This is a genomic window from Runella defluvii (assembly GCF_014195535.1).
Lineage (GTDB): Bacteria > Bacteroidota > Bacteroidia > Cytophagales > Spirosomataceae > Runella > Runella defluvii.
Window position 1 is genome coordinate 499,748 of the sequence record NZ_JACIBY010000001.1, and the last position, 19,637, is coordinate 519,384.

The following is a 19,637-nucleotide window of genomic DNA, read 5'->3' on the forward strand; positions in this document are numbered from 1 at the left end:
TGTGCCTCAGGTTCACCAATGATTTTCAATGACAACACTACCGCAGGTGGTGGTGTGGCAACAGGTTCAGCAAGTACAAACACAGCAGGTGTATTCACTTACTATGTAGGATGTGTAACTCCAGAAGGATGTGAGACACCAGCAGCTAGCCGCGTTCCTGTAACATTGACGGTCAATGCATTCCCATCAGCTGCAACAGTTTCAATTACTCCAACAGGAAGCCCTGTATGTTCAGGTGTGATTACCTTATCAGTAACATCATGTGCTGCGACAGATTCAGTTAAAATCTGGGATGTTACTACTGGAATGACATTGTTAGGAGCTGGTAAAGGAACTTCGTTCTCTGTAGATATTACAAGAACTCCTGCAACTACTACTACCTATTCATTTGCTGCAAGATGTATTTCGGCTAAAGGTTGTACTAACCCTGCAGCTCCAGCAACAGCTTCCGTAAGTGTTAATCCAACGATTAAAACACCAGTTGCAACCATCATTGATGCAGATAATAAGACAAGTCGTTGCCAGGGTGAAATACAAGTTGCGTTGTACTTTAACACAGATTGTGGCGCTCTTGCAACATTGTGGTACAACACACCAACTGGTGGAACCCCTATTGCATCTTTGACAAACGTTACACCAACAGCTCCAGCGGAGTACAAATACTATGCTTCATGTAAAGATTTGGCTACCGGCTGTGAAAGCCCAATTCGTGCAGAAGTTAAATATACTGTTAACCCTGCAGGTAGTACACCAACTGCAGTATCTATGACTGCTGCTTTAACAACAGTAAATGTTAGTCAAGATAAGGTTATTTGTAGTACAACCGGAACTGCTATTGTATTTACGGGTTGTCCTTCAGGAGAGACGTTGCTTGTGAGCGTTGATAGTAACCCATACTCAGCGACGCTTCCAACGGTGATGGCTGATGGAATCAAACACAACTACCGTGTACGCTGCCAAGCAGGCTCTGGTGCAACAGCTTGTACTGGACCTGAGTCAGGAGTAATGAGCTTAACGGCATATTCAGTGTTAACAACAGCACCTACGGCTAGCGTTGTACCTGCTGTTGTATGTAGCGCATCAGCGCCAGTGGCATTCGGTGGAAGCTCAAACTGTGGTGCTTTAGCAACAGTATGGTTTGATGCAACTACAAATACACAGTTGCTTTCATTGCCTTCAATGACCCCAACTACGCCAGGTACATATTCTTATTATGCTAAATGTGTGAATGGTGGTGGATGTATGAGTCCTGCAAGTGCGACTACTTCGTTGACAGTGGTGGGTAATTCTACAGCGCCAACTATCACATCTGTAGGTGGTACAGAAGTATGTACGGGTGTAAACGTAACACTTACTACTAATTGCCCATCAGGGTCTGTTGTTAAGTGGAGTACTGGCGATACTAATAATGCGTTACCGTTGGTATCAAATGTGCCGCAAGTACGTGCCGTAACTGCGAAGTGTGTAATTACTGTAGGAAGTACAACTTGTGAGTCGCCAGTGAGTGCTACTACTACTGTAGTTTGGAAAACATTCGATCTTACAATTATCAATATTGGTTCTTCACGTTCAGGAGTTAAGCCTGGTTCAAACGTACCAAAATCTGCTTGGGCAGCTAACTTCGTAACCGTTGACGCAGGTCCATCATTGCAAAGCAGCTCACAAGGTAATCCTTCAGTATTCTTCACTGAGAATCCTAACAAAGGAGCAGATCGTTTCTGGACTGTACACGTTGAAACTTGTGCATTGGGAGATACAGGCTCAGTTTCTTATGATATGTTAGTAACACCTGAAGCAGGTTTGCCACTTTCTTACAATACTGTTGAAAACAACGCACCATACTTAATGTATGCTAACCGTGATGGTTTCACTGAATTGTATGCGCACAACCACGGAGCTTATGGATTTACTCATGATCCTAGATATGCACAAGGATTGCCAAAAGGTTTGTATAAGTTGAGTATCCGTTATTGGAGCCAAAAAGGCCTAGGTCTTTACCCAGCCGTACGTAAAACTCAAGGTACTGAGTTGGCATACCAAGAATACTGGTTCCGTATCCAATCGCAAAATGGTATCGGTTCAGGTGCAGCTCGTGAGGGTGTAACTGAAAATACTGAAGCTCCATTCGTGACAATGGGTCAAAACCCAGTAACTCGTACGTTGTCATTGACAATCAACGGTGCTAAAGGTCAAGATGTGAAGTTGAACTTGGTTGACGCCTCTGGCCGTTCTATCAAAGTTTCTTCAGTAACTCCTGAAACTAACACGCACCGTGAGGAAATCGACATGACTAGCCAAAATACTGGTATGTACTTCATCCAAGTTAGCACTCCATCTAAGCGTGCTGCTTTGAAAGTATTGAAAGTATCTCAAGACTAATCATAGTCAATAAAGAGTTAGTGCAGAAAACCCCGCCAATTGGCGGGGTTTTCTTTTTTATTTTTTAAAAACATATCATTGCATATCCAAACGTCAAAGCTCACGGAAGCTTAAGCGGCGCATTTGCTTCGCAGGGCTACTTTTGAAATTCTGTACAAGGTGTTTCTTACCCGGTGGGTTTGATACCCATGCCTCGCAAGTGGTTTCTTCGGATACTTCGACGGGGACTCACGCGAACTTGCTTAAAAATCTTTCGGATAGCATTAAAATCTTTACCGATGATTTGAGTAAAATGGGTGTAGCGGAGAGAGTAGTAGGAATGACATTTTCGGAATTTGGAAGGAGAGCAAAGTCAAATGCAAGTTTAGGAACAGACCACGGTACGTCGGCTCCGATGTTTGTATTTGGGGCAGGTATTAAAACATCAATGATTGGGAAAAACCCAAATCTGTTGGATTTGGAGAATAATAACCTCAAAATGCAGCATGATTTTCGTCAAGTTTATGCGGCTATTTTGGCCGATTGGTTGATGATTCCTAATCCCAATACGGTCTTGTTAGGTACGTATGCCCCTGTCCCGATCTTTAGAACGTCAAATACCGCGCGACAAGCGGTAGAAGAACGCATAGTTGTCAATCATTCAGAAATGGATTTACAAACGTTCCCAAATCCAGCCAATGATTATTTGACAATTAAATTAGATGAGCCCAATGCTGAAATAAAACAAGGATTTTTGGTACATACAAATGGATATCAATCAGAGCTGAAGCTGCATCGTATTAACAACGAAAGTTGGGAAATTGATGTAAAATCTGTACAAACGGGCGATTATCAACTACGAATAATGACCAATACAGGTAAAGTTCTTGGTAAAAAGCTCATTATAAAGCACTAATAGCCCCGTTTACTTTTTCCAACCAAATTGCCCGCCCCGTACAACTCCAGTGGGTGTCGCTTAGGCTGTAAATGGTGGTTGGTTGTTGGGTGTATGGAGCCCAAACATCAATAAAGGGAGTTTGAAGGAGAGTATCGCGTTGCACGCGCTCAATGAGGTGGTTGTAAGTCCCCAAGCTGGGTGCGACAATGCTCGTTTTATTGGGAATAATAGAAAGATATACTTCATCAAAACCAAGCGATTTGTAATACTCTCGGGTCTTATTAACTTGTTGAATGAGCGTTTTTAGCTCATTATCAGGCAAATACTTGAAGGAAGATGTAATACGGCTAGAGTCAGTGTCCCAAACAAAAAGTAATTGCGTTTTATCGGGAGAGAGGGCTACTTGGTCGTTGTGCCGCCCAAACCACTGGAGGTTTATGTAGGCTTTCCATTCTTTCAAAGTCAAAAAGATATCGCTAGAAAAAAGAAAGCTAGTCAAAGATTCTTCGCTTTCCTTTAAGGTTTCTTCAAAACTCTGATATACTTCTGCCACCCAATTTTCAAACGAAAATCCGCTTTCTTTTGGTTGTTTGGGGCCAAAGGTAAAATTACGTACTTCTGCCGCGAAGTGCTCGCGAAAATGTCGTTCTACCGTTTGTAGAACCAAAATATTTCGCCTTGACGTATCAAGTTGAATCGTTTCTGTTTCGTTCCAGTGGATGCGGGTGTAAGCTCCAACGTTGAAATCTTGCTTCCCAACGCGCTGATGCTCCGTAAAACTATCTCCAATGATGTATAGAGCCGTGGAATTGGTCGGGGAGTCGAAACGTGGAGTGTTATTGCAAGGTAGCTGTTCTTCTTTGAATTGAGGTAAATTGGACAAACGATACAAATCCCCATAACGGTAAGAATCTTTCGTTAAGCCCCATTCAAAAGCTGTTTTACGAAATGTAGGAACGCAGCCGACCACCCAAAGCAGTGACCCAACAAATAGGAGTAGGTATTTTAAAAAAATCTTCATGAATTCGGTAACTAACGTAGTTTGAGCGACCAAACTTGTATTTTCTTATTCGCAAAGCCATAGATTAATAGCTTGTTGTAGCCTTCGACAAGGTTGATACGAACGGGATACTCACTTGGGAAAGGTTTATCGCCAATCTGATACCCTTTGAGGTCATAAAGTGTGGTGTAATTTCCTGATTTTACACTCAAAAACTTTACTTCCGAACTCAGGTAATGGTATTGAACTTGGTTTTTGGCAGCAATAAGACCTTTGGCCGAAAAGAGTTCATTCCCTTTTTTATCTAACACAGCAAATTGTGTTTCTGATTCACGGAAAAGCAACCAATCACGGTTGTTAGGGGCGGCTTTGGCGCGGAAAAACGAAGTTGGGTCGGTGCGGAAAAGCTGACGTCGGTCGATGGTCTTTCCAGCAAGCGTATTTTCAATGAATTCACCATATTTGGTTACACCAATAAGCCGTGTTGAATTATTTTCAGGAAGAAAAACGCCAAAGAATGGCCCCGAAAGATTGATTTTAAAGTCGATTTTATAAGGTTCAGGAATAACACCCGATTCGTTGATGAGGCCAATCTGACCTGTGCTCTGGGTAAATAAAAAATGACGTTTGCTTTGGTATTCGACTTCCTGAATTGGAAGTAGTAAATCAGCAAAAGGGCGAGACGTGTTGAGCAAAATCGGGGGTTGGGTAGGGCTATTCCACAGGTATAAAAACCCATTGGTATCAATCACTAAAAATCGAAAACTTCCCTCAATTCCACTTTCAAGTTGTTGGAGGCTTCTAATTTTTCGACCTAATGGTAAGCGAATCGAAGGAATGGTCATGTACCGCTGTTGGTCGTCTTCGTCAACTACGTTGAGGCTTTTTTCGGTAGCAAAAACGTATTGAAGGCGGCCTACACTCAAAAAATCAACCGAATAAATATTGCTTACGATGGGGGCATCTAGTTTCGCAATTTTCCGTTTTTTTTCTTCGGCAAGTGGGTTCAGTAATTCGTTGCTTGCAGTTGCGATGATTACCTTTTCCATTCCATTGGGATAATTACGAACGGTAAAAATACCCCCCGAAGGAGCTTCTGGGATTTCAAGTTCTTGCTGTAGGAATACTTTATTCAAAATTTTAGCACTAGATGCCTTACTAAGACGCCCAAAAGTAAGGGAAGAATAAGCCCGTGATTTTTTGTACGCACTTTGGAAAACAAGCTGGTCAAAGGGCAATTGTTCGGTAATGTCATAACTAAGGGCTTTAAAAAGATAATTCATAAAGCCGCTGCCCATGTATTCTTTGCTTTTACGCGGATTGATGACAAACGTAAAGTTGGAAGCCCGAAAGGTCTTGTCAAAAAAAGCATTGTAAACGGCCGAATTTGCCCAGGTACGTTGGTATTCGAGGTCAATGAGGTAGTCCTTTAGCACTTGCGAATCGTTGGCATAAACGACAAAGTTTTTGTGAAAGGCTACATAACATTTCGGAAACCCTTTAAAAAGTCCCCCAAATAGTACTGCAGGAAGTTCACTCCAGTCAATTCGATACACTTTTCCTCCTTGAAAAGGCTCGATAGGCAACCCTTTATTTTTGTTTAAAAGAATCGCTAAACGTCGAATGAATGGCTCTAAAGAAGTGTTAGGGCTTACTTGTTGCAGAATTACTTGGCCTTTGGTAAGGACGTTGTTGGGTTCCAATTGACAAAGAAGAAGTTCTTTGTGTGCAAAACGATAAAAAGAGTCAATGCGGCTGGCACTAATCAATGATTGGAGTGCTGACCGAGATTGATTGATTGAATCCGCAGAGAGGCTTTGAAGTTGTCCCCGTAACTTTCGTGTAAACAGACCTGCATCATCAAACCCAAGGCGGTACATGATGGCCGTATTGTTGGGGATAAAAAAGGTATTTTTAAACGGGCTCGCTTTTTGGTCGTTGAGGGCATCGAGGTAGCCTTCTACCTTTATTTTTTTCCCTTTTGAGGTAAGGGTCGTGTTTTTACTTGAAAAGACAGGGTCGAGGTGTAAGCTTTCTATACTCGGCAGGAAAGAAAGAAAATAGAGCAGACCAGCGTCTGATTTGGTGGAGACATCGCGCCGCAAAACATCAGACAGGAGTGTGTTGTCAAGAAAAATACTTAATTCACTGGTGTCGTCTTTGATTGTTTCAAAGCGGCTTGGGCGGGTGGTGCGCAGCGGACTCGATGCGTAGCGAATCCAATCTTCTAACACGTCACCTGAAATACAGGAGACGATAAAGTTATTGAAACGCGTATAGGCAAAAATGGGGTCAGAAGTTGGGGTTGTAACGTCGTAGATTTTTTGACCACTGTGTAAGTGAGACGTCACCCGTACTTTAGAGGAAGTAGGACTTTCTAACCAATTATAAGACTGAAAGGCATCAAGCGGGAGAAAAACCAAATAGACAAATCGACCGCTTGATGTTTTTTGAAGAACGTAAGTGATTCCACGGTTTTTGAGCAATTTATCCGCTTTGGTGCTATCGTCACTCAAAAGGCGAAAGTGGTCGATTTGATGGGCCGCAAGGTTAAGAAGAGGTACTTCGCGCATTTCAATCCCACCTTTCTGGACTTTAAAGGTTGTGTCTTGAATTCGTTGGCTTTGCAGGACTAAAAATGCGTTTTCGGGTAAAAGTTTCCAGACGGTTGCCGAATACATTTGCCAACGCTGAAAACCCCACCAGCCTGCTAATAAAATCACCAACGAAATGGCAACTATGATGCCTCTTCTATTCATGGAAGTTTACGGTTTTGGGTTTACAGTTTAAGGTTTTGGGTTGTCTGTTTAAGATTTACCGTTTGAAGTTCTAGGAAATCCCAATTCTTAAAAACAGGAAACAAGAACCTTTAACAGTAAACGCCCTAAACAGTAAACTTCAAAACCCCAAACAGGAAACAACTCAAGAAGCTTTGATAGCGCGTACTTTGCTGTTGAGGGCCAAACGGAAGTTCAACAACTCCTTAAAGCTTTGAATACAAACCTTGATTAGTTTCCAACGTAAGATAGAAACGGTCCCAGTCAAACGCTCTTTGTGAGTAATTGGTATATCAAATGTTTTTTCTCCCGCTTTTTTAGCCATTACTGCCAAGAAAATATTAGGCGCAAACGGCTCTGGATTAGGAAGCTGGGCTAAAAGTTTTTTTAGATAACTTCCTTTGATGAGGCGGAAAGGAATGTTGGCGTCGTTGATGAAAGTCCCGTAAGCAAAGAAAATCGTATATTTTAAGATACGGGTAATGACCAAACGAGCAGGGGCGTCGAAGCGAACTTGGCGATAGCCCATGATAAAATTAGATTCGTTGCGTTTTGCCCAAAGTTTTATCACATCTTCGGTGACAAATTGGTCGTCGCTATCGGTTTGGAATACCCATTCAGAGTTAAGTTCAACCGCCTTACGATAGCCGTTTACCGCTGCATTTCCGTGTCCGCCGTTGGGCTGGTGTACAACGTAAAGGTTGTCAATGGAAGGTGCGATACGGTCAAGGATTTGCTTGGTACCATCTTTTGAACCATCATTGATAACGATGAGTTTGGTCTCTTTGCCTGGGAAGGTATTTTTGAGAAAGGAAGTCCACATGGTTACTACCTGCTCAATACACTCTTCTTCATTATAAGCAGGCATCACAATCGAAAAATAAAGGCTCATTATTGAATTGGGGATTTGTGTGTTAAGACGCGCTATTGTGCAAACGGAACGACTTTAAGACAAAAAATTTCTCAAAACTACTCAAAAAAAGGCGATTGGCCTATCTTTCCTCGCGAAGGATTTATTTTATGGTAGGTTCTATTAGGGCGCGTATTTATCTTTTAGGTTGTTGATGGGTTTTTCAATGAGAAACCACGAAACGGAGGCAACGATGGTGGTGAGTACAAAGAGGATGACAAACTGGACAAAGTGCATGTTTCCGAAGTCGGGGAAGATACGGCTTAGTTTGTTAAATAACCGAACCGTAGGGTGGAGGGCAGGTGAGTGGTAATGATTATATACAAAATTATGATAGACATAAAGTCCGTAGCTAATCTTTCCGAGGTAGTTGCTGACAGGGTGCTCTAAAAACCATTTAAACCACCCTTTGTACCCAATAATGCCACCCCCAATCAGAAATGTAAAGAAAATAGACGCAAAAAAACGTTCCCAAATGGAAATATACAGGTTTTGGTCTTGGGTTACCCCTGCGAGGGTTTGTTGGCGTGATAACACAAAAATGCCCGCAAGTGCCAAAAAGCTAATCCCTAGATACCAGCGATTACTGAATGTTTTTTGAAAAAATGGGCGGTGGTAGAGCTGAGCGTAGGCCATTAGTGCCCCTACCCCAAAAGCATCCAAAGCGGTTGGCATAGTCACGTAAGAAACGTACCAAGGCTCATTGGTTTGCCAAAAGTAAGCCCGTAAAAGAACACTAAAGACAATGAGAATACTAAAAAACGAAACCACGTAGCGACGGGGAATGAAGAAAATAAGCAACGGAAAAAAGATGTAAAACTGTTCTTCAACGGCCAACGACCAAAAGTGATCGGTAACACCTAACCACGTCTTATTAAGGACAATGTAAATATTGGAAGCGTACAAAAATTGCCAGCCTTCTTTCCCACGAACGGATGGGTCGTGGAGCAACCAAAGTACAATCAGCGACAAGTAATAGATGGGAAAAATTCGAATGGTACGACGAATGTAAAATTTCTTTAAATAGGCGCCCAAACCGCCTTCTGTGCCGTAGGTTTTGTCTTTACTACTGAGCAAAATCCGAGCGATTAGAAACCCACTCAAAACAAAAAAGAGGTTTACACCTAACTTCCCAAACGGGAGTGAGTGTGGTTCTGGCATCCAGTGGTCCCACAAAACGAGGGCAACTGCTATAAAACGCAATCCGTCGAGTTGGACGAGGTAGTTATCTTGATGTTTTACCAATTTGTCTTAATGTTTTGTTGTTGAGCTGGTTGGAACGTCGCCACACTGCATTTTGCATCTTCAAAATAAAGCTTTCCTTGTCGGTCAAAATGCAACCAACGTACTTTATACGTACCAGGTTTTATGTCTGACGATGGGGGAGGTACAATGGCTTTTGAGCCTTTGATGAAGTAGTGTTTGTAATTGAATATATTCCTAAACGAATGTTTTCGGGCTTGCCAAGTAGGAAATACATACTGATGTTGGGCATTGGAAAGCACGATGTAGAGGCCGCCATCACGAAGGTCGTAAAGGCGATATTCGGATTGAAACAATTCAAGAGAATTGTTTTTGACCAAACACGCTTGGCCCTTAAAGACAGAATCCTTGGGAATAGGGATATTCTCCAAAAACAACGAAGGAGCCCGATAAATAGCACTAGAGGTAATGCCATCATTACGCCAGTTGAAGCAACTGGTGACGTTGTACTTCCGTAATTGAATCGTGTCGTATAAGTGATAATGCTGATTGCAGGCAAAAAGGTAGGCCGCCCCAACAACAAACGTCATCGTCATCACTTCGCGGAAACGAGGGTGCGCCAAGCGCGTCAGATAAGCGACATTAAAGCTTAGTAGTAAGGCAGAATATAATTTATACCGACTGGTAAGCATGATTTCGGCTCCAAGTCCAGCCCGCGAATACACGACAATAAGCGCCGTTCCTAAAGCAAAAAGGACACCGCCCACGTAAAAATAGTCGAAAGAGTCGAGCTCAAAATTCCGTTTCCAGTAGCTGCGCAAAATATAGAGCAGCATACTAAAACTTACAAAAATCGTAAGTGCACCAAACCAGACAGGCATTTGGGTGGGAAAGTTGCCAAAGGGCAAACTTTCGGTCAATGAACCACAAAAAAGCAAGTAGCCCCGAATAAACTCTTTGATACTTCCCGTGGCGCTTAGGTCGGTAGGAGGGCGTTGGTAGTCCCAAAAATAAAGCAAAATACAAAAGGCGCTGAAAGCCAGCCAAATGAGCGATATTTTCCAGCGTTTTTGGAGCAAAAGAATACCCAAGGCCAGTGGCATGACGAACAGGCCATTTCCGCTGGTAAAGAGACCCATAAAAGCTGTAGGAAGCGCCCACCACCAGTAAGCATCGGCACGGCTGAGTTTCCAGAAAGTAAGCATGGCCCACGCAACGACCCAAATATTTTGTACCGCTGCCATTCCCCAAAACGCATTTTCCCAAAACGCCAACGAAAACCAAAACGTAGCAATGGGAAGAGCATACCAAACCGCGCCTTGAAGGGGTTTGAAAAAGCGCGTAAGCAACCACCAAATTAAGAGCAAGGCGAGGTTGCCAAAGAACATTAAGTGCTCGTAGTTGATGTGCCCAAAGATTTTATAATCAATGACCGTAACAAGCCGCGTCAGGGCAATACGATGCTCGTTGTGTTGGCGGTAGAGTTCGTAAAGTTTGCCCCCGACACTTTCGGTTTTGTCGAAATTAAGTACCGTCGCTTTGAGTGCATGGTCGTCCCATTTGGGAATATTGATGGCATAACGATTCCAGAGCTGATAGTAAGCAAATATCAGCGCCATTGTAACCACTAAAGAAGCGATGGCTCGTTTATTCATAAAATCCGTTTAGCGACTTAATGAGTGACTAAAGGAGTGAAGCGTGCGAACAATGTTGGCAGAATCCAAACCCGATTGTGCCTGATGGTAGCTTTGGCTGCCATAGAGTCCGTCGGGGTATCCTTGGGCGGCGAGCGATTTGAAATTCTTAGGATGTACACCAGCTTCAAGCAATTTTACCGAAAGCTGCTGGGCGAGCCCACCAATGCTTACGTGTTCTTCAACCACCAAAATGGTATCGACTTGGCGTAGTTCTTCGATGGTAGAGGGAGAAAGCTCAAGCGGAAGTGTAAGCGCTGTATAAATATTACACTCATCGGCTAGCTCAGTTTGAGGGAGTGCTTTCAGCACATTGGAGACAATCGGACCTAAAGCGACAATGGCCGTAGTCGGTTGGGTACTTTGGTGAATTTTTTTGAGGGAACCTGACAACACAGAACCTTCAGGCGTAAGGCCACCTACGCCAAGCCGTAAATAGGCGGGACGTTTTTCTTCTACTATCGTCGTCAATGAAAATTCAACTTCATCGCTAAAAGCAGGAATCCACGTTTTTACATTCTGAAGACTACTCAAACAAGCCAAATCTTCGATGGCATGGTGAGTACTTCCCATGATTCCGTAGCCGTAGCCGCCGCCGTTACCTACCAAAAAAACGGGGAGATTATGCAAACAGGCATCGTTGCGGAATTGTTCTAGGCAACGGTAAACGACAAAAGGAGCGATGCTATAACAAAAAACTTTGTAGCCGCGATAGGCCATTCCTGCCGCTACTCCGACCATGTTTTGTTCGGCTACCCCCGCATTGATGAAGCGTTTGCCTAGTTTTTCTTGGAGGTTTTCGAGGGCGTTGTAGCCCAAGTCACCTGTAATAAACACAATCGATTCATCGGCGAGGGCCAATTTTTCAATAGCGGCTGAAAATTCTTTACGCATAATGTATAGCTATTTTTCCCGTGTAAGAACACAGGAATCTCAGAAAACTTACCACAAAATAAGCGAAATTCGGAAGGTTACCCAAATACACAGAAGTGAATTCGTGGGGACTGCATTACTTTATTGCTCAAAGTATGAAGCTTGCCAGTGATAAGAAAGCTCATTTTGAGCGTTTATACGGGCGTAGCCTATTTGGTATTTACCTTTGGGAAAATGCGCGTAGGTAATAAAGGTGTTAAAATTCCCGTAATAGTACGGATTCCCCATCAGCACCAATCGAAAACTTCGATGGTCATAATGCGATGCTTCCAAATATATTTTGTTGGTAGATAGGTTCTTAAATACAAAATAATAATTGTTTTGATGGCCGATGGATGACAAGTCATCGGCAAAGCCTTTGAGATGAAGTTCTTTCGCTTGTGGGTCTAATTTGATTTCTAAACTTTGGGTTGAATCAGAGACGGGTAAGACTTTGAAAGCTGACGGGGGGACTTCGTAAGTCTTGACTTTTTTTGCTTCGTTTAGGACTAACTTCGACGCACCTTCCCAATAAGCGGTATCGCGATAGATAAACCATTCGCTGTTTTGTTGCCAATTGAACTGACCTGCCGTGAAGTTACGTTTGTAAAAATCAAAAATGTTGTAAAAACAAAAATAAGAAAGAACCGCAAAGAAAAGTGTCATAGAAGTAACTACAAGGAAGCCTTGTCGCTTAGCTTGCAGCCACGGAATAAGATACATGTACGAAACGACCAGCACCACAACCGAATGAACACGATAACGATTGATGTGCATGAGAATGTCGTCACGATGCACCCGAGCGGTGGTTAATAATAAACCAGTAAGGATAATAAAAGTTAAAACACCAACAATGAAAATCCGATAACGACTAAGTGTTTTATCCATATCGGGTGATTTTTGGAGAAAATTGACAAGTACTTTGTAAAGCAAAAATAAATAAAGGCAAGTAATCAAAATCCCCGTGATAATCGACCAATAATCATCGGAAGCGAGGTTTTTGGGCCATTGTTCGCTCCAGTTGAGTGCCGAACCTGTGAATACAAAAAAATTAATAATGACGTATAAAGGGTGTTCGAGCAGATGGGAAAGTGGGTTGTTGCGGCTTTGGTAATGGACGTAATTAGAAAAATATAAGCCGATTATGAGGGCAATAGCACCTATCCAAAAAGCGGTGTCTTTCCATCTTTTTTGCAGACAAAGAACCATGAGTCCTACCCCCCAAATGAGCATTCCGTTGCCAAAAGTATAAGTACAAAGTAGGGCGCTGCCAATGGCCAACCAAAAATTAACAGGCTTAGAGGTAGAAAGCCAGTGAATGGTGAGAATGGCAAAAAACGCCACTGAATTGTAGGCCAATGTAGCCGCAGGCCATAACACACCATCGAACGAATAAGACGGTTGAAATACAATGAGGGCAGCAGGCAGCAGGAAATGGATGGGTAGATTGGCCCGACGTAATTGTCGGTAAACAATGTAAAGTATCCCTACCAAAGAAAGATTTCCAATGAGGATAATGAGATAAAAAGAAACACTACCCGTGAGTAAATACTGTCCCAACACGACAAAGCGCGTATAAAACAACCTGTGTTCAACAAACTGAGCCGTTAGCAGACTCCATTTGTCGTAGAGCGTATGGGCATTGGTAAGGTAGTTCGCCAAGAAGTGGAGAATCAAATCAAAGTCATCTCCTTGAGGAAGATCCACGGCGAAATACCCAATAAAAATGCCAAACACAGAGACAATGGCTATCAATGATAACCACACGTAAAGAGGTTTCATAACACGGTATTGAATGACTAATAATGGGTTACGTACTACACTCCGTTTACTTCTTTCGCTGTTTCACTAATGTCATTATCTCCTCAGAAGTACGGAACGTCTTAGACCCTTTTTGGATTTTGGTACGAATAAACTTAGGCCGCTTCTTCGTTTCTTCAAAAATCTTGCTGATGTATTCTCCTAAAAATGAGATTCCTAAGAGCGTCAATCCTCCGAAAAGTACAATCAAAATAATGACTGTTGTGAACCCTTGCGGGGTGTCGGGAGCAAAGAAGTATTTGGCTAAAATCTGATAGAAAATCCCAAGAATAGACAAGCCTGTGAGCATAAAACCAGCGTAACTCATGAGTTCGAGTGGAGCAAAGCTAAAGGAGAAAATCGCTTTCTTAGCCCACCAAATGTTTTTCCGCCAGTTGTTGGTACTTACCCCAAACATTCGCTCAGGACGAACGTAGTCAACGCCCGTTTGTTTGAATCCAACCCACGCCCGTAAGCCGCGTAAAAACTGTTCAGTTTCAGGCAATGCGACGAGTTCTTTGACAACCTTGCGGTCAATCATCGAGAAGTCGCCCGCATCGCGTGGAATGGGAACGTAGCTTAGGTTTTGGAATATTTTGTAAAACATTTTATAGAAAAAATGAATATGAGGCTTCATTTCCCGCTGTACGCGCACGCCATAAACGACATCGAAGCCTGTGCTCCATTTGTCATAAAACTGAGGGATAATCTCAGGTGGATCTTGTAAATCTCCGTCCATCAGCACCACCGCGTTGCCCGTTGAAATTTCCATTCCACTTAAAAAGGCAGACTGTGAGCCAAAATTTCGTGAGTGAGTTATCCCAATCACGTTAGGGTCGCGTTGGCAAATGGCATTGATAACTTCTTCTTGGTTATCGGGTGAAGCATCGTTGACAAAGATGATTTCGTAACGAACCTTCATTTGATTGAACGTCTTCACCAAGCGATCGTACATAAACGGAATCGCTTGGGCATCTTTGTAACAAGCAATAATGGCCGTAATGACGGGATTTAGCTTGGGGTTTTGGAAAGCAGGAAGTACATTTTCTTCGTACTTACTTTCTACTTGCCAGTCGCGGTATTTGGTCAAGCCTTCGCTGAGTGGTGTGTGTGCCTTCCAGCCCAAATCGCGCTCGGCGGCGGTAGGGTCGCCGTACCATTCGGCCAAGTCCCAACCACGGTTAGGCATACTTCCCCAAACGGGGGCGTCGGTCAGTTGAAAAGCCGTGCGTGTGGTATCGACCAATTCGCGCATGGTCGTTTTTCGACCCGTTCCGATGTTGTACGAATTTCCTGAAATCGACGAGTTGACTTGCAACGCAGCGTCAATAAAAGCCTCAACGCAATCGTCCACATAGACAAAATCGCGGCTAATATCGGGCGAAACGAGCGGAGGGTATTTGTCTTTACGAGCTTCCTCAATCAGTCGAGGAATCAAGCGGTCAGGCTCTTCCCAAGCACCATAAATGGAATAGAGGCGTAAATTGAGCGCTTTTCGTTGGTGAACTTTTGCATAAAACTCAATCAGGTACGCCGCCGATACTTTCGAAACGGCATAGTGGCTATTGGGTTTTACAGGGTCACTTTCTTTGGGTGCCGAGCAGTTGAAACCATACTCAGAACTACTCCCTGCGTGAATATAGACGGTTTCATCGGTACATTTTTCGAGAATATTTACCGTTCCGATGACGTTGGTCTCATAAATGAGATTGACGTTTTTTTGTTTACTGTAAGCCCCGTACGCGGCAAGGTTGAAAATGGTACGTGGCTTATATTTGTCAAAAATCTCTTCCACCGAATGGTCAGATAAAATATCGCAGTGAACGATGTTTTCAAACGGTACATTCAAAAGCTTTAAGCGCCAAGCTTTGGTGGCATCGTGGGTGAGTGCATACACATCCTGACGCACGCTATAAATGTCTTTGAACAAGTTGGCTCCGATGAAACCACTCGCCCCAAATACAAAAATGGGGCCTTTGAGCTGTTGTATTTTGTCTTTGTACACCAAAACGGTATTAGTTTGTCTGCTCATTGTTTAATTCAACTCTCAATACTTCCTCAATTTCAATCAAAAGCGAAATTGAAGTGTATTTGGAAGCGTTCCATACCAAATCTAAATCAACATTTAGATAATCGTGGATTAATCTATCCCTAAAGCCAGCCATTTGTTTCCATTTAATTGAAGGGTATTTTTCCCTTAATTCCATAGAAACGCGCTTGGTAGCTTCTCCCATTACTTCAAACTGCCTAATGCACGCATCTTGTATCATGCGTTGTTGCATAAACTGCTCAAGACTCACCTCTTCTGTATATTCAATGATTGTTAGAAGACAGCCTTGAATGTGTTCAAGATAGAGTAAATCACTTTTCATAAATGAAAACAATATCTTGATTTATATTTTTTTGAACCCGTTGGTTCGACGATTTTAAAGCATTTTCAGTTACTAAATCCACTTTTGTGTTTAAAAGAACTTCTAAGTCATCCCAAATTTCCATGAATTGAAACAAGTCAATAGGTATTCCTAGGTTTATTAGTAAGTCTAAATCGCTATTATTTGTGTTTTCACCACGAGCCACAGAACCAAATACCCCAATTTTAGTCGGTTTATAGGGCATTAAGTAATTGATGATTGCCGTATTTTGTTCTTGGGTCGTCATGTTAACAATAATCTCTAATTGCGATTTTGAAGAATCGTAATAATCGTATCTAGCTTGGTTTCCACGTTTTCGAGCCGTTGTTCTACTTTTCCCAGTCTGTTCTCTACGTTTTCGAGTCTGTTTTCCAAATTGTCAAAGCGTTTTTCTAGGGTTTCAAAACGGGCTTTAAGTTCGGCTAACTGGGCTTCAAACTCGCTCTGTTTGCGGAGTAGGAACTGAATATCATCGCTATTTTGCTGGATTCCTCTCAGGCATAGTTTAACGGCTTCTTCGAGGCGTTTTATTTGTAAAGACAATCGTTCAAGTTTGGCCGAATGTTCTTCTAAAATCGCCGTATGTTCGTCTTGCTTGATGGCAAATTCGGCAATCAAAAGTTCTAATTGGTCAAGGCGCTCACGTTCAGTCATGACAATAAATAGGTTTGTTGTACGTCTGAGACGGCCGTAGCGTACAAATCGTCACTCATCGGCAAGTAGTGCCATTCCATGCGGTTTTCCATGTACGAAACCCCTTTACCTTTAATGGTATGCGCAATAATTACTTTTGGTATCCCATTTTTGCGGGTTTTAAGCTCCGCGATTTGTTCGATTAGTTCGGCAGGATTATGTCCATTGACTTCGACCACGTCAAAACCAATCGCGCGCCATTTGACGGCATCGGCCGAATCGCCCAAAATTTCGTTGGTATAACCAAATCCCTGAAGACCATTGCGGTCAATCAACACAATCAAGTTATCTAACCCTTTCTGGATGGCATAATGCGCTGCTTCCCAAGTGGTTCCTTCGTTGGTTTCTCCGTCCGACATCAAAACGAAGGAGATTCCATCATTTTCTGATAGTTTATTAGCTTGGGCAATGCCCGTCGCAATCGGAAGTCCGTGGCCCAGTGAACCCGTTGCAAACGGAATGCCTGCGTGTTTATTAGGGGCAGGGTGGGCGGGAAGGGTAGTGCCGTCTTGATAAAACGTATCTAAGATTTCGTCCGAAATTTCACCCAAATGATTCAGGGTCACGTACAAAGCCGCAGCTGCGTGGCCTTTGGACAAAATAAAGGAATCTTGCGGACGCTTGTGATGAACCAACGACCCAATGAGCAAGTCAATACAACTCAACGAGCACCCGATATGGCCCGCATTGGCTTTTTTGTATAGACCCAACACCTTCAAACGAAGTTCGCCGCTGAGTTTTAAATAATCTGTTGCGAGAGCTTGTGTTTCGACCATTAGTAGCGTTTTCCTTTCAAGTCAATGAGTTCAATTAGCTGCCCGTCAGCTTTCTTCAATCGTATCTTATTCACGTTGACGGTATCCAACTTTTGCACAAAGATACGGTCTTTTGGTAGATACAGGTTAAAATATTGAGCATCGACCACCGAATAAGGCAAATAAGTGCGGTCCATTGGGTTATCAAAATGCGCCATAGGAGCGGGCAAAAATACCGTATCTCCCTTCTGATAGAGCACTTTTGCTTGTTGTGCCGCCGCATAATGAGGGTTTGGTTCGCGAGGGGTGTTTCGGTAGTTATATTTTATTGAACGGTCGGCGTAAATCGTTTGAAGGGTCTGTATCACAAAATACAATTGAATCCCCAAAATGGCAGAGACAACCCACTTAATCGTCGTTTTTGATTCCCACAGTTGCCACAAAACAATACTTGCTAAAATAGTAACGTAAGGGAAGGAAAAACCCGAATAGCGCTGCATCAGGCCATAGGTATGACCGCTTCTAACGGCGTTAAAAATCAAAAATGCGGTAGGGATAATGCCAATAATGACCAAAAACCAAAGGTAGCTTTTGGCGAAATTTTTTGTTCGCGAAATCAACGTTTGAACAGCTAAATAGGTCATAAACAAAGCCATTGATAGCGCCCAGAAACCCAACGTATAGTCTTTGTATAAAGCTGCACTTGCGCCAAGAATTGCAACCGAGGCAATGACCAACCAGTGGGCAAACGGGTGTTTTTTCTGCGAAAAATGATACGTAACCATTAGCAATACACCGATAAGCGTTGCTAATATCATGTTTTTTTTGCCTGCTAAATGCTCCGTCAATCCATTGGTAAACACCCATAAATCGGTAAACATGGGGATACTTTTCTGGACTACATTGCCAAAAGTAGCAGGAAGAATAATGCCGTATGGATTATTATACGGTCGGTTGAGCGCACATTCTAAATACACTTTGGTCTGGTGATTGAGGCTAAAAAGGGTGTTCTGACCACCACCATAAACGAGCCACCAGGCTAAAGTGGCCACGGCGAAGGCCCCTGAAAAACTGAATGCAATCCAGCTCTTGAGTTTACGAACGCAGCAAAGCACGTACAAACCATGAGCAAGCAATACCGACGCCACTAGAAAATGAGAATACAATCCCAGAAAGGCCGTGATTGCGTAACCAGCATACCATTTCAACGAAGGCTTGTTGGTGTTGTCGGCTTCCAAGGCACGGAGAAATAAGTAGGAAGCCAGTAACGTAAGAAAAAACGTGAGGGAATAATTGCGCGCTTGCTGGCTATAAGCCACAAAAAAAGGCTCAATGGCCGCCAATGCAGAAGCAGTAAAAGCCAAACGCTCTGATTGAAAAAAGCGGCGGGTAAAAATAAACAATAACCAGACTGTCAGGACGCTAAACAGCACGGACATCATTCGGGCGGAGAAATCCGAAAGCCCGAAAACCTTCATCCAATGATGGAGCAGAAAATAATAAAACGGACTATTGCCAATATCGCTGCGCGTCATGGCTTCGTAGTAGTCGGGAATTTTCTTTTCGTGCCAAAACTCTTCGTTGGTAAAGACCAATTTCCCTTTGTCAAAAACATCTTTTTGATTGGCTCCGTCAAGCACAATCCCTTGACTCACCACCATCGTTGATTTTTCATCGAAAAAAATACCGTGGGCATCGAGGTGATAAAGCCGTAAGCCAAGCGCCACTACAAGAATGACAAGAAGCAAAAAAGGGCTATAACTACTAGAAGAGGTAGAATGTCGTTGATAGAATGTCATAGTTGATAAATAGGCGCACAAATTTACTGAAAAAGATTTGGAACGAATGCTTTTGAATTGTTAGCTAGGTTAAACGCACTAAAACAATAGCCTCAGAGAGGCTAAATCTTTGTAGAAAAAGAGGAAGGAGCAACCCCCTCTACCAAGCCCCATCGGGGTGACCAATGCTCGGTGGAAGAGGTCACCCCGATGGGGCTTGATTTCAAACCTGATTCATTTTTGCTACTAAGATGTAGCTCCTCTGGAGCAATAAATACGAGCTTGCTATTTTAATGCGTTCAACCTATGTTATTGGCAATAATTTGTGTAAATCTGCGACTTTAAATCTGCGGTTATCAGCGGGTAAAATTTTCAATGGCTCAGAAAAACATTGAAATAATGTTAGTCTTCCTTTGATTATTTACAGTATTTGGATAAGTGCTGATGC

The 19,637-nt window shown here is 42.9% G+C and carries 15 protein-coding genes; 2 read left to right on the forward strand and 13 right to left on the reverse strand.

Annotated elements, in window-relative coordinates:
* On the forward strand, positions 1-2,379 hold a 2,379-nt coding region (locus FHS57_RS02025; protein ID WP_221225528.1), incomplete at its 5' end, for an Ig-like domain-containing protein.
* 142 nt (positions 2,380-2,521) lie between these two features.
* On the forward strand, positions 2,522-3,274 hold the full coding sequence (locus FHS57_RS02030; protein ID WP_221225529.1) for a DUF1501 domain-containing protein: 753 nt from the start codon (positions 2,522-2,524) through the stop codon (positions 3,272-3,274).
* On the opposite strand, the gene FHS57_RS02035 is transcribed toward FHS57_RS02030, so the two are convergent.
* From FHS57_RS02035 to FHS57_RS02095, 13 genes are all read right to left on the reverse strand, one after another.
* Entirely contained in the window at positions 3,261-4,277 is a 1,017-nt protein-coding gene (locus tag FHS57_RS02035) for an alginate O-acetyltransferase AlgX-related protein (protein ID WP_183971185.1), read from the reverse strand. The two genes, FHS57_RS02030 and FHS57_RS02035, sit on opposite strands and share 14 nt — an antisense overlap.
* 11 nt (positions 4,278-4,288) lie before the next feature.
* Positions 4,289-7,015, reverse strand: a complete 2,727-nt coding sequence (locus FHS57_RS02040) for a hypothetical protein (protein ID WP_183971186.1) — start codon at positions 7,013-7,015, stop codon at positions 4,289-4,291.
* Between the two features lie 163 nt (positions 7,016-7,178).
* Positions 7,179-7,925 (reverse strand): glycosyltransferase family 2 protein, encoded by a 747-nt coding sequence (locus tag FHS57_RS02045; RefSeq protein WP_183971187.1) that lies wholly within the window; start codon positions 7,923-7,925, stop codon positions 7,179-7,181.
* A 141-nt stretch (positions 7,926-8,066) separates the two neighbouring features.
* Entirely contained in the window at positions 8,067-9,188 is a 1,122-nt protein-coding gene (locus tag FHS57_RS02050) for an acyltransferase family protein (protein WP_183971188.1), read from the reverse strand.
* Positions 9,182-10,801, reverse strand: coding sequence for a hypothetical protein (locus FHS57_RS02055; RefSeq protein WP_183971189.1), 1,620 nt, complete (start codon positions 10,799-10,801; stop codon positions 9,182-9,184). Before FHS57_RS02055 ends, FHS57_RS02050 begins: the two co-directional genes overlap by 7 nt.
* A gap of 9 nt (positions 10,802-10,810) precedes the next feature.
* The gene (locus tag FHS57_RS02060) at positions 10,811-11,734 is read right to left on the reverse strand and encodes a transketolase family protein (protein WP_183971190.1); all 924 of its coding nucleotides are present in this window, start codon (positions 11,732-11,734) and stop codon (positions 10,811-10,813) included.
* Positions 11,735-11,854: 120 nt separating this feature from the next.
* Positions 11,855-13,534, reverse strand: coding sequence for a hypothetical protein (locus tag FHS57_RS02065; RefSeq protein WP_183971191.1), 1,680 nt, complete (start codon positions 13,532-13,534; stop codon positions 11,855-11,857).
* A gap of 46 nt (positions 13,535-13,580) precedes the next feature.
* Positions 13,581-15,584 carry an NAD-dependent epimerase/dehydratase family protein gene (locus FHS57_RS02070; protein WP_183971192.1) on the reverse strand — a complete coding sequence of 668 codons (2,004 nt, stop codon included), beginning with the start codon at positions 15,582-15,584 and terminating at the stop codon, positions 13,581-13,583.
* Positions 15,568-15,924 carry a HepT-like ribonuclease domain-containing protein gene (locus tag FHS57_RS02075; protein ID WP_122929030.1) on the reverse strand — a complete coding sequence of 119 codons (357 nt, stop codon included), beginning with the start codon at positions 15,922-15,924 and terminating at the stop codon, positions 15,568-15,570. The genes FHS57_RS02070 and FHS57_RS02075 overlap by 17 nt, the downstream gene beginning before the upstream one ends.
* Complete coding sequence (locus FHS57_RS02080; RefSeq protein WP_183971193.1) at positions 15,914-16,210, reverse strand: nucleotidyltransferase family protein; 297 nt, start codon at positions 16,208-16,210, stop codon at positions 15,914-15,916. The genes FHS57_RS02075 and FHS57_RS02080 overlap by 11 nt, the downstream gene beginning before the upstream one ends.
* A gap of 14 nt (positions 16,211-16,224) precedes the next feature.
* Entirely contained in the window at positions 16,225-16,617 is a 393-nt protein-coding gene (locus FHS57_RS02085; protein WP_183971194.1) for a hypothetical protein, read from the reverse strand.
* On the reverse strand, positions 16,614-17,432 hold the full coding sequence (locus tag FHS57_RS02090) for a transketolase (RefSeq protein ID WP_183971195.1): 819 nt from the start codon (positions 17,430-17,432) through the stop codon (positions 16,614-16,616). Before FHS57_RS02090 ends, FHS57_RS02085 begins: the two co-directional genes overlap by 4 nt.
* Entirely contained in the window at positions 17,432-19,210 is a 1,779-nt protein-coding gene (locus FHS57_RS02095) for a glycosyltransferase family 39 protein (protein ID WP_183971196.1), read from the reverse strand. The genes FHS57_RS02090 and FHS57_RS02095 overlap by 1 nt, the downstream gene beginning before the upstream one ends.
* Positions 19,211-19,637: the final 427 nt, after the last annotated feature.

Excerpts from the sequence above, each read along its gene's own strand:
- FHS57_RS02060 (WP_183971190.1), bottom strand. The coding sequence starts at position 11,734 with ATGCGTAAAGAATTTTCAGCCGCTATTGAAAAATTGGCCCTCGCCGAT.
- FHS57_RS02065 (WP_183971191.1), bottom strand. The coding sequence starts at position 13,534 with ATGAAACCTCTTTACGTGTGGTTATCATTGATAGCCATTGTCTCTGTG.
- FHS57_RS02055 (WP_183971189.1), bottom strand. The coding sequence starts at position 10,801 with ATGAATAAACGAGCCATCGCTTCTTTAGTGGTTACAATGGCGCTGATA.
- FHS57_RS02040 (WP_183971186.1), bottom strand. The coding sequence starts at position 7,015 with ATGAATAGAAGAGGCATCATAGTTGCCATTTCGTTGGTGATTTTATTA.
- FHS57_RS02085 (WP_183971194.1), bottom strand. The coding sequence starts at position 16,617 with ATGACTGAACGTGAGCGCCTTGACCAATTAGAACTTTTGATTGCCGAA.
- FHS57_RS02070 (WP_183971192.1), bottom strand. The coding sequence starts at position 15,584 with ATGAGCAGACAAACTAATACCGTTTTGGTGTACAAAGACAAAATACAA.
- FHS57_RS02090 (WP_183971195.1), bottom strand. The coding sequence starts at position 17,432 with ATGGTCGAAACACAAGCTCTCGCAACAGATTATTTAAAACTCAGCGGC.
- FHS57_RS02095 (WP_183971196.1), bottom strand. The coding sequence starts at position 19,210 with ATGACATTCTATCAACGACATTCTACCTCTTCTAGTAGTTATAGCCCT.
- FHS57_RS02035 (WP_183971185.1), bottom strand. The coding sequence starts at position 4,277 with ATGAAGATTTTTTTAAAATACCTACTCCTATTTGTTGGGTCACTGCTT.
- FHS57_RS02080 (WP_183971193.1), bottom strand. The coding sequence starts at position 16,210 with ATGACGACCCAAGAACAAAATACGGCAATCATCAATTACTTAATGCCC.
- FHS57_RS02045 (WP_183971187.1), bottom strand. The coding sequence starts at position 7,925 with ATGAGCCTTTATTTTTCGATTGTGATGCCTGCTTATAATGAAGAAGAG.
- FHS57_RS02075 (WP_122929030.1), bottom strand. The coding sequence starts at position 15,924 with ATGAAAAGTGATTTACTCTATCTTGAACACATTCAAGGCTGTCTTCTA.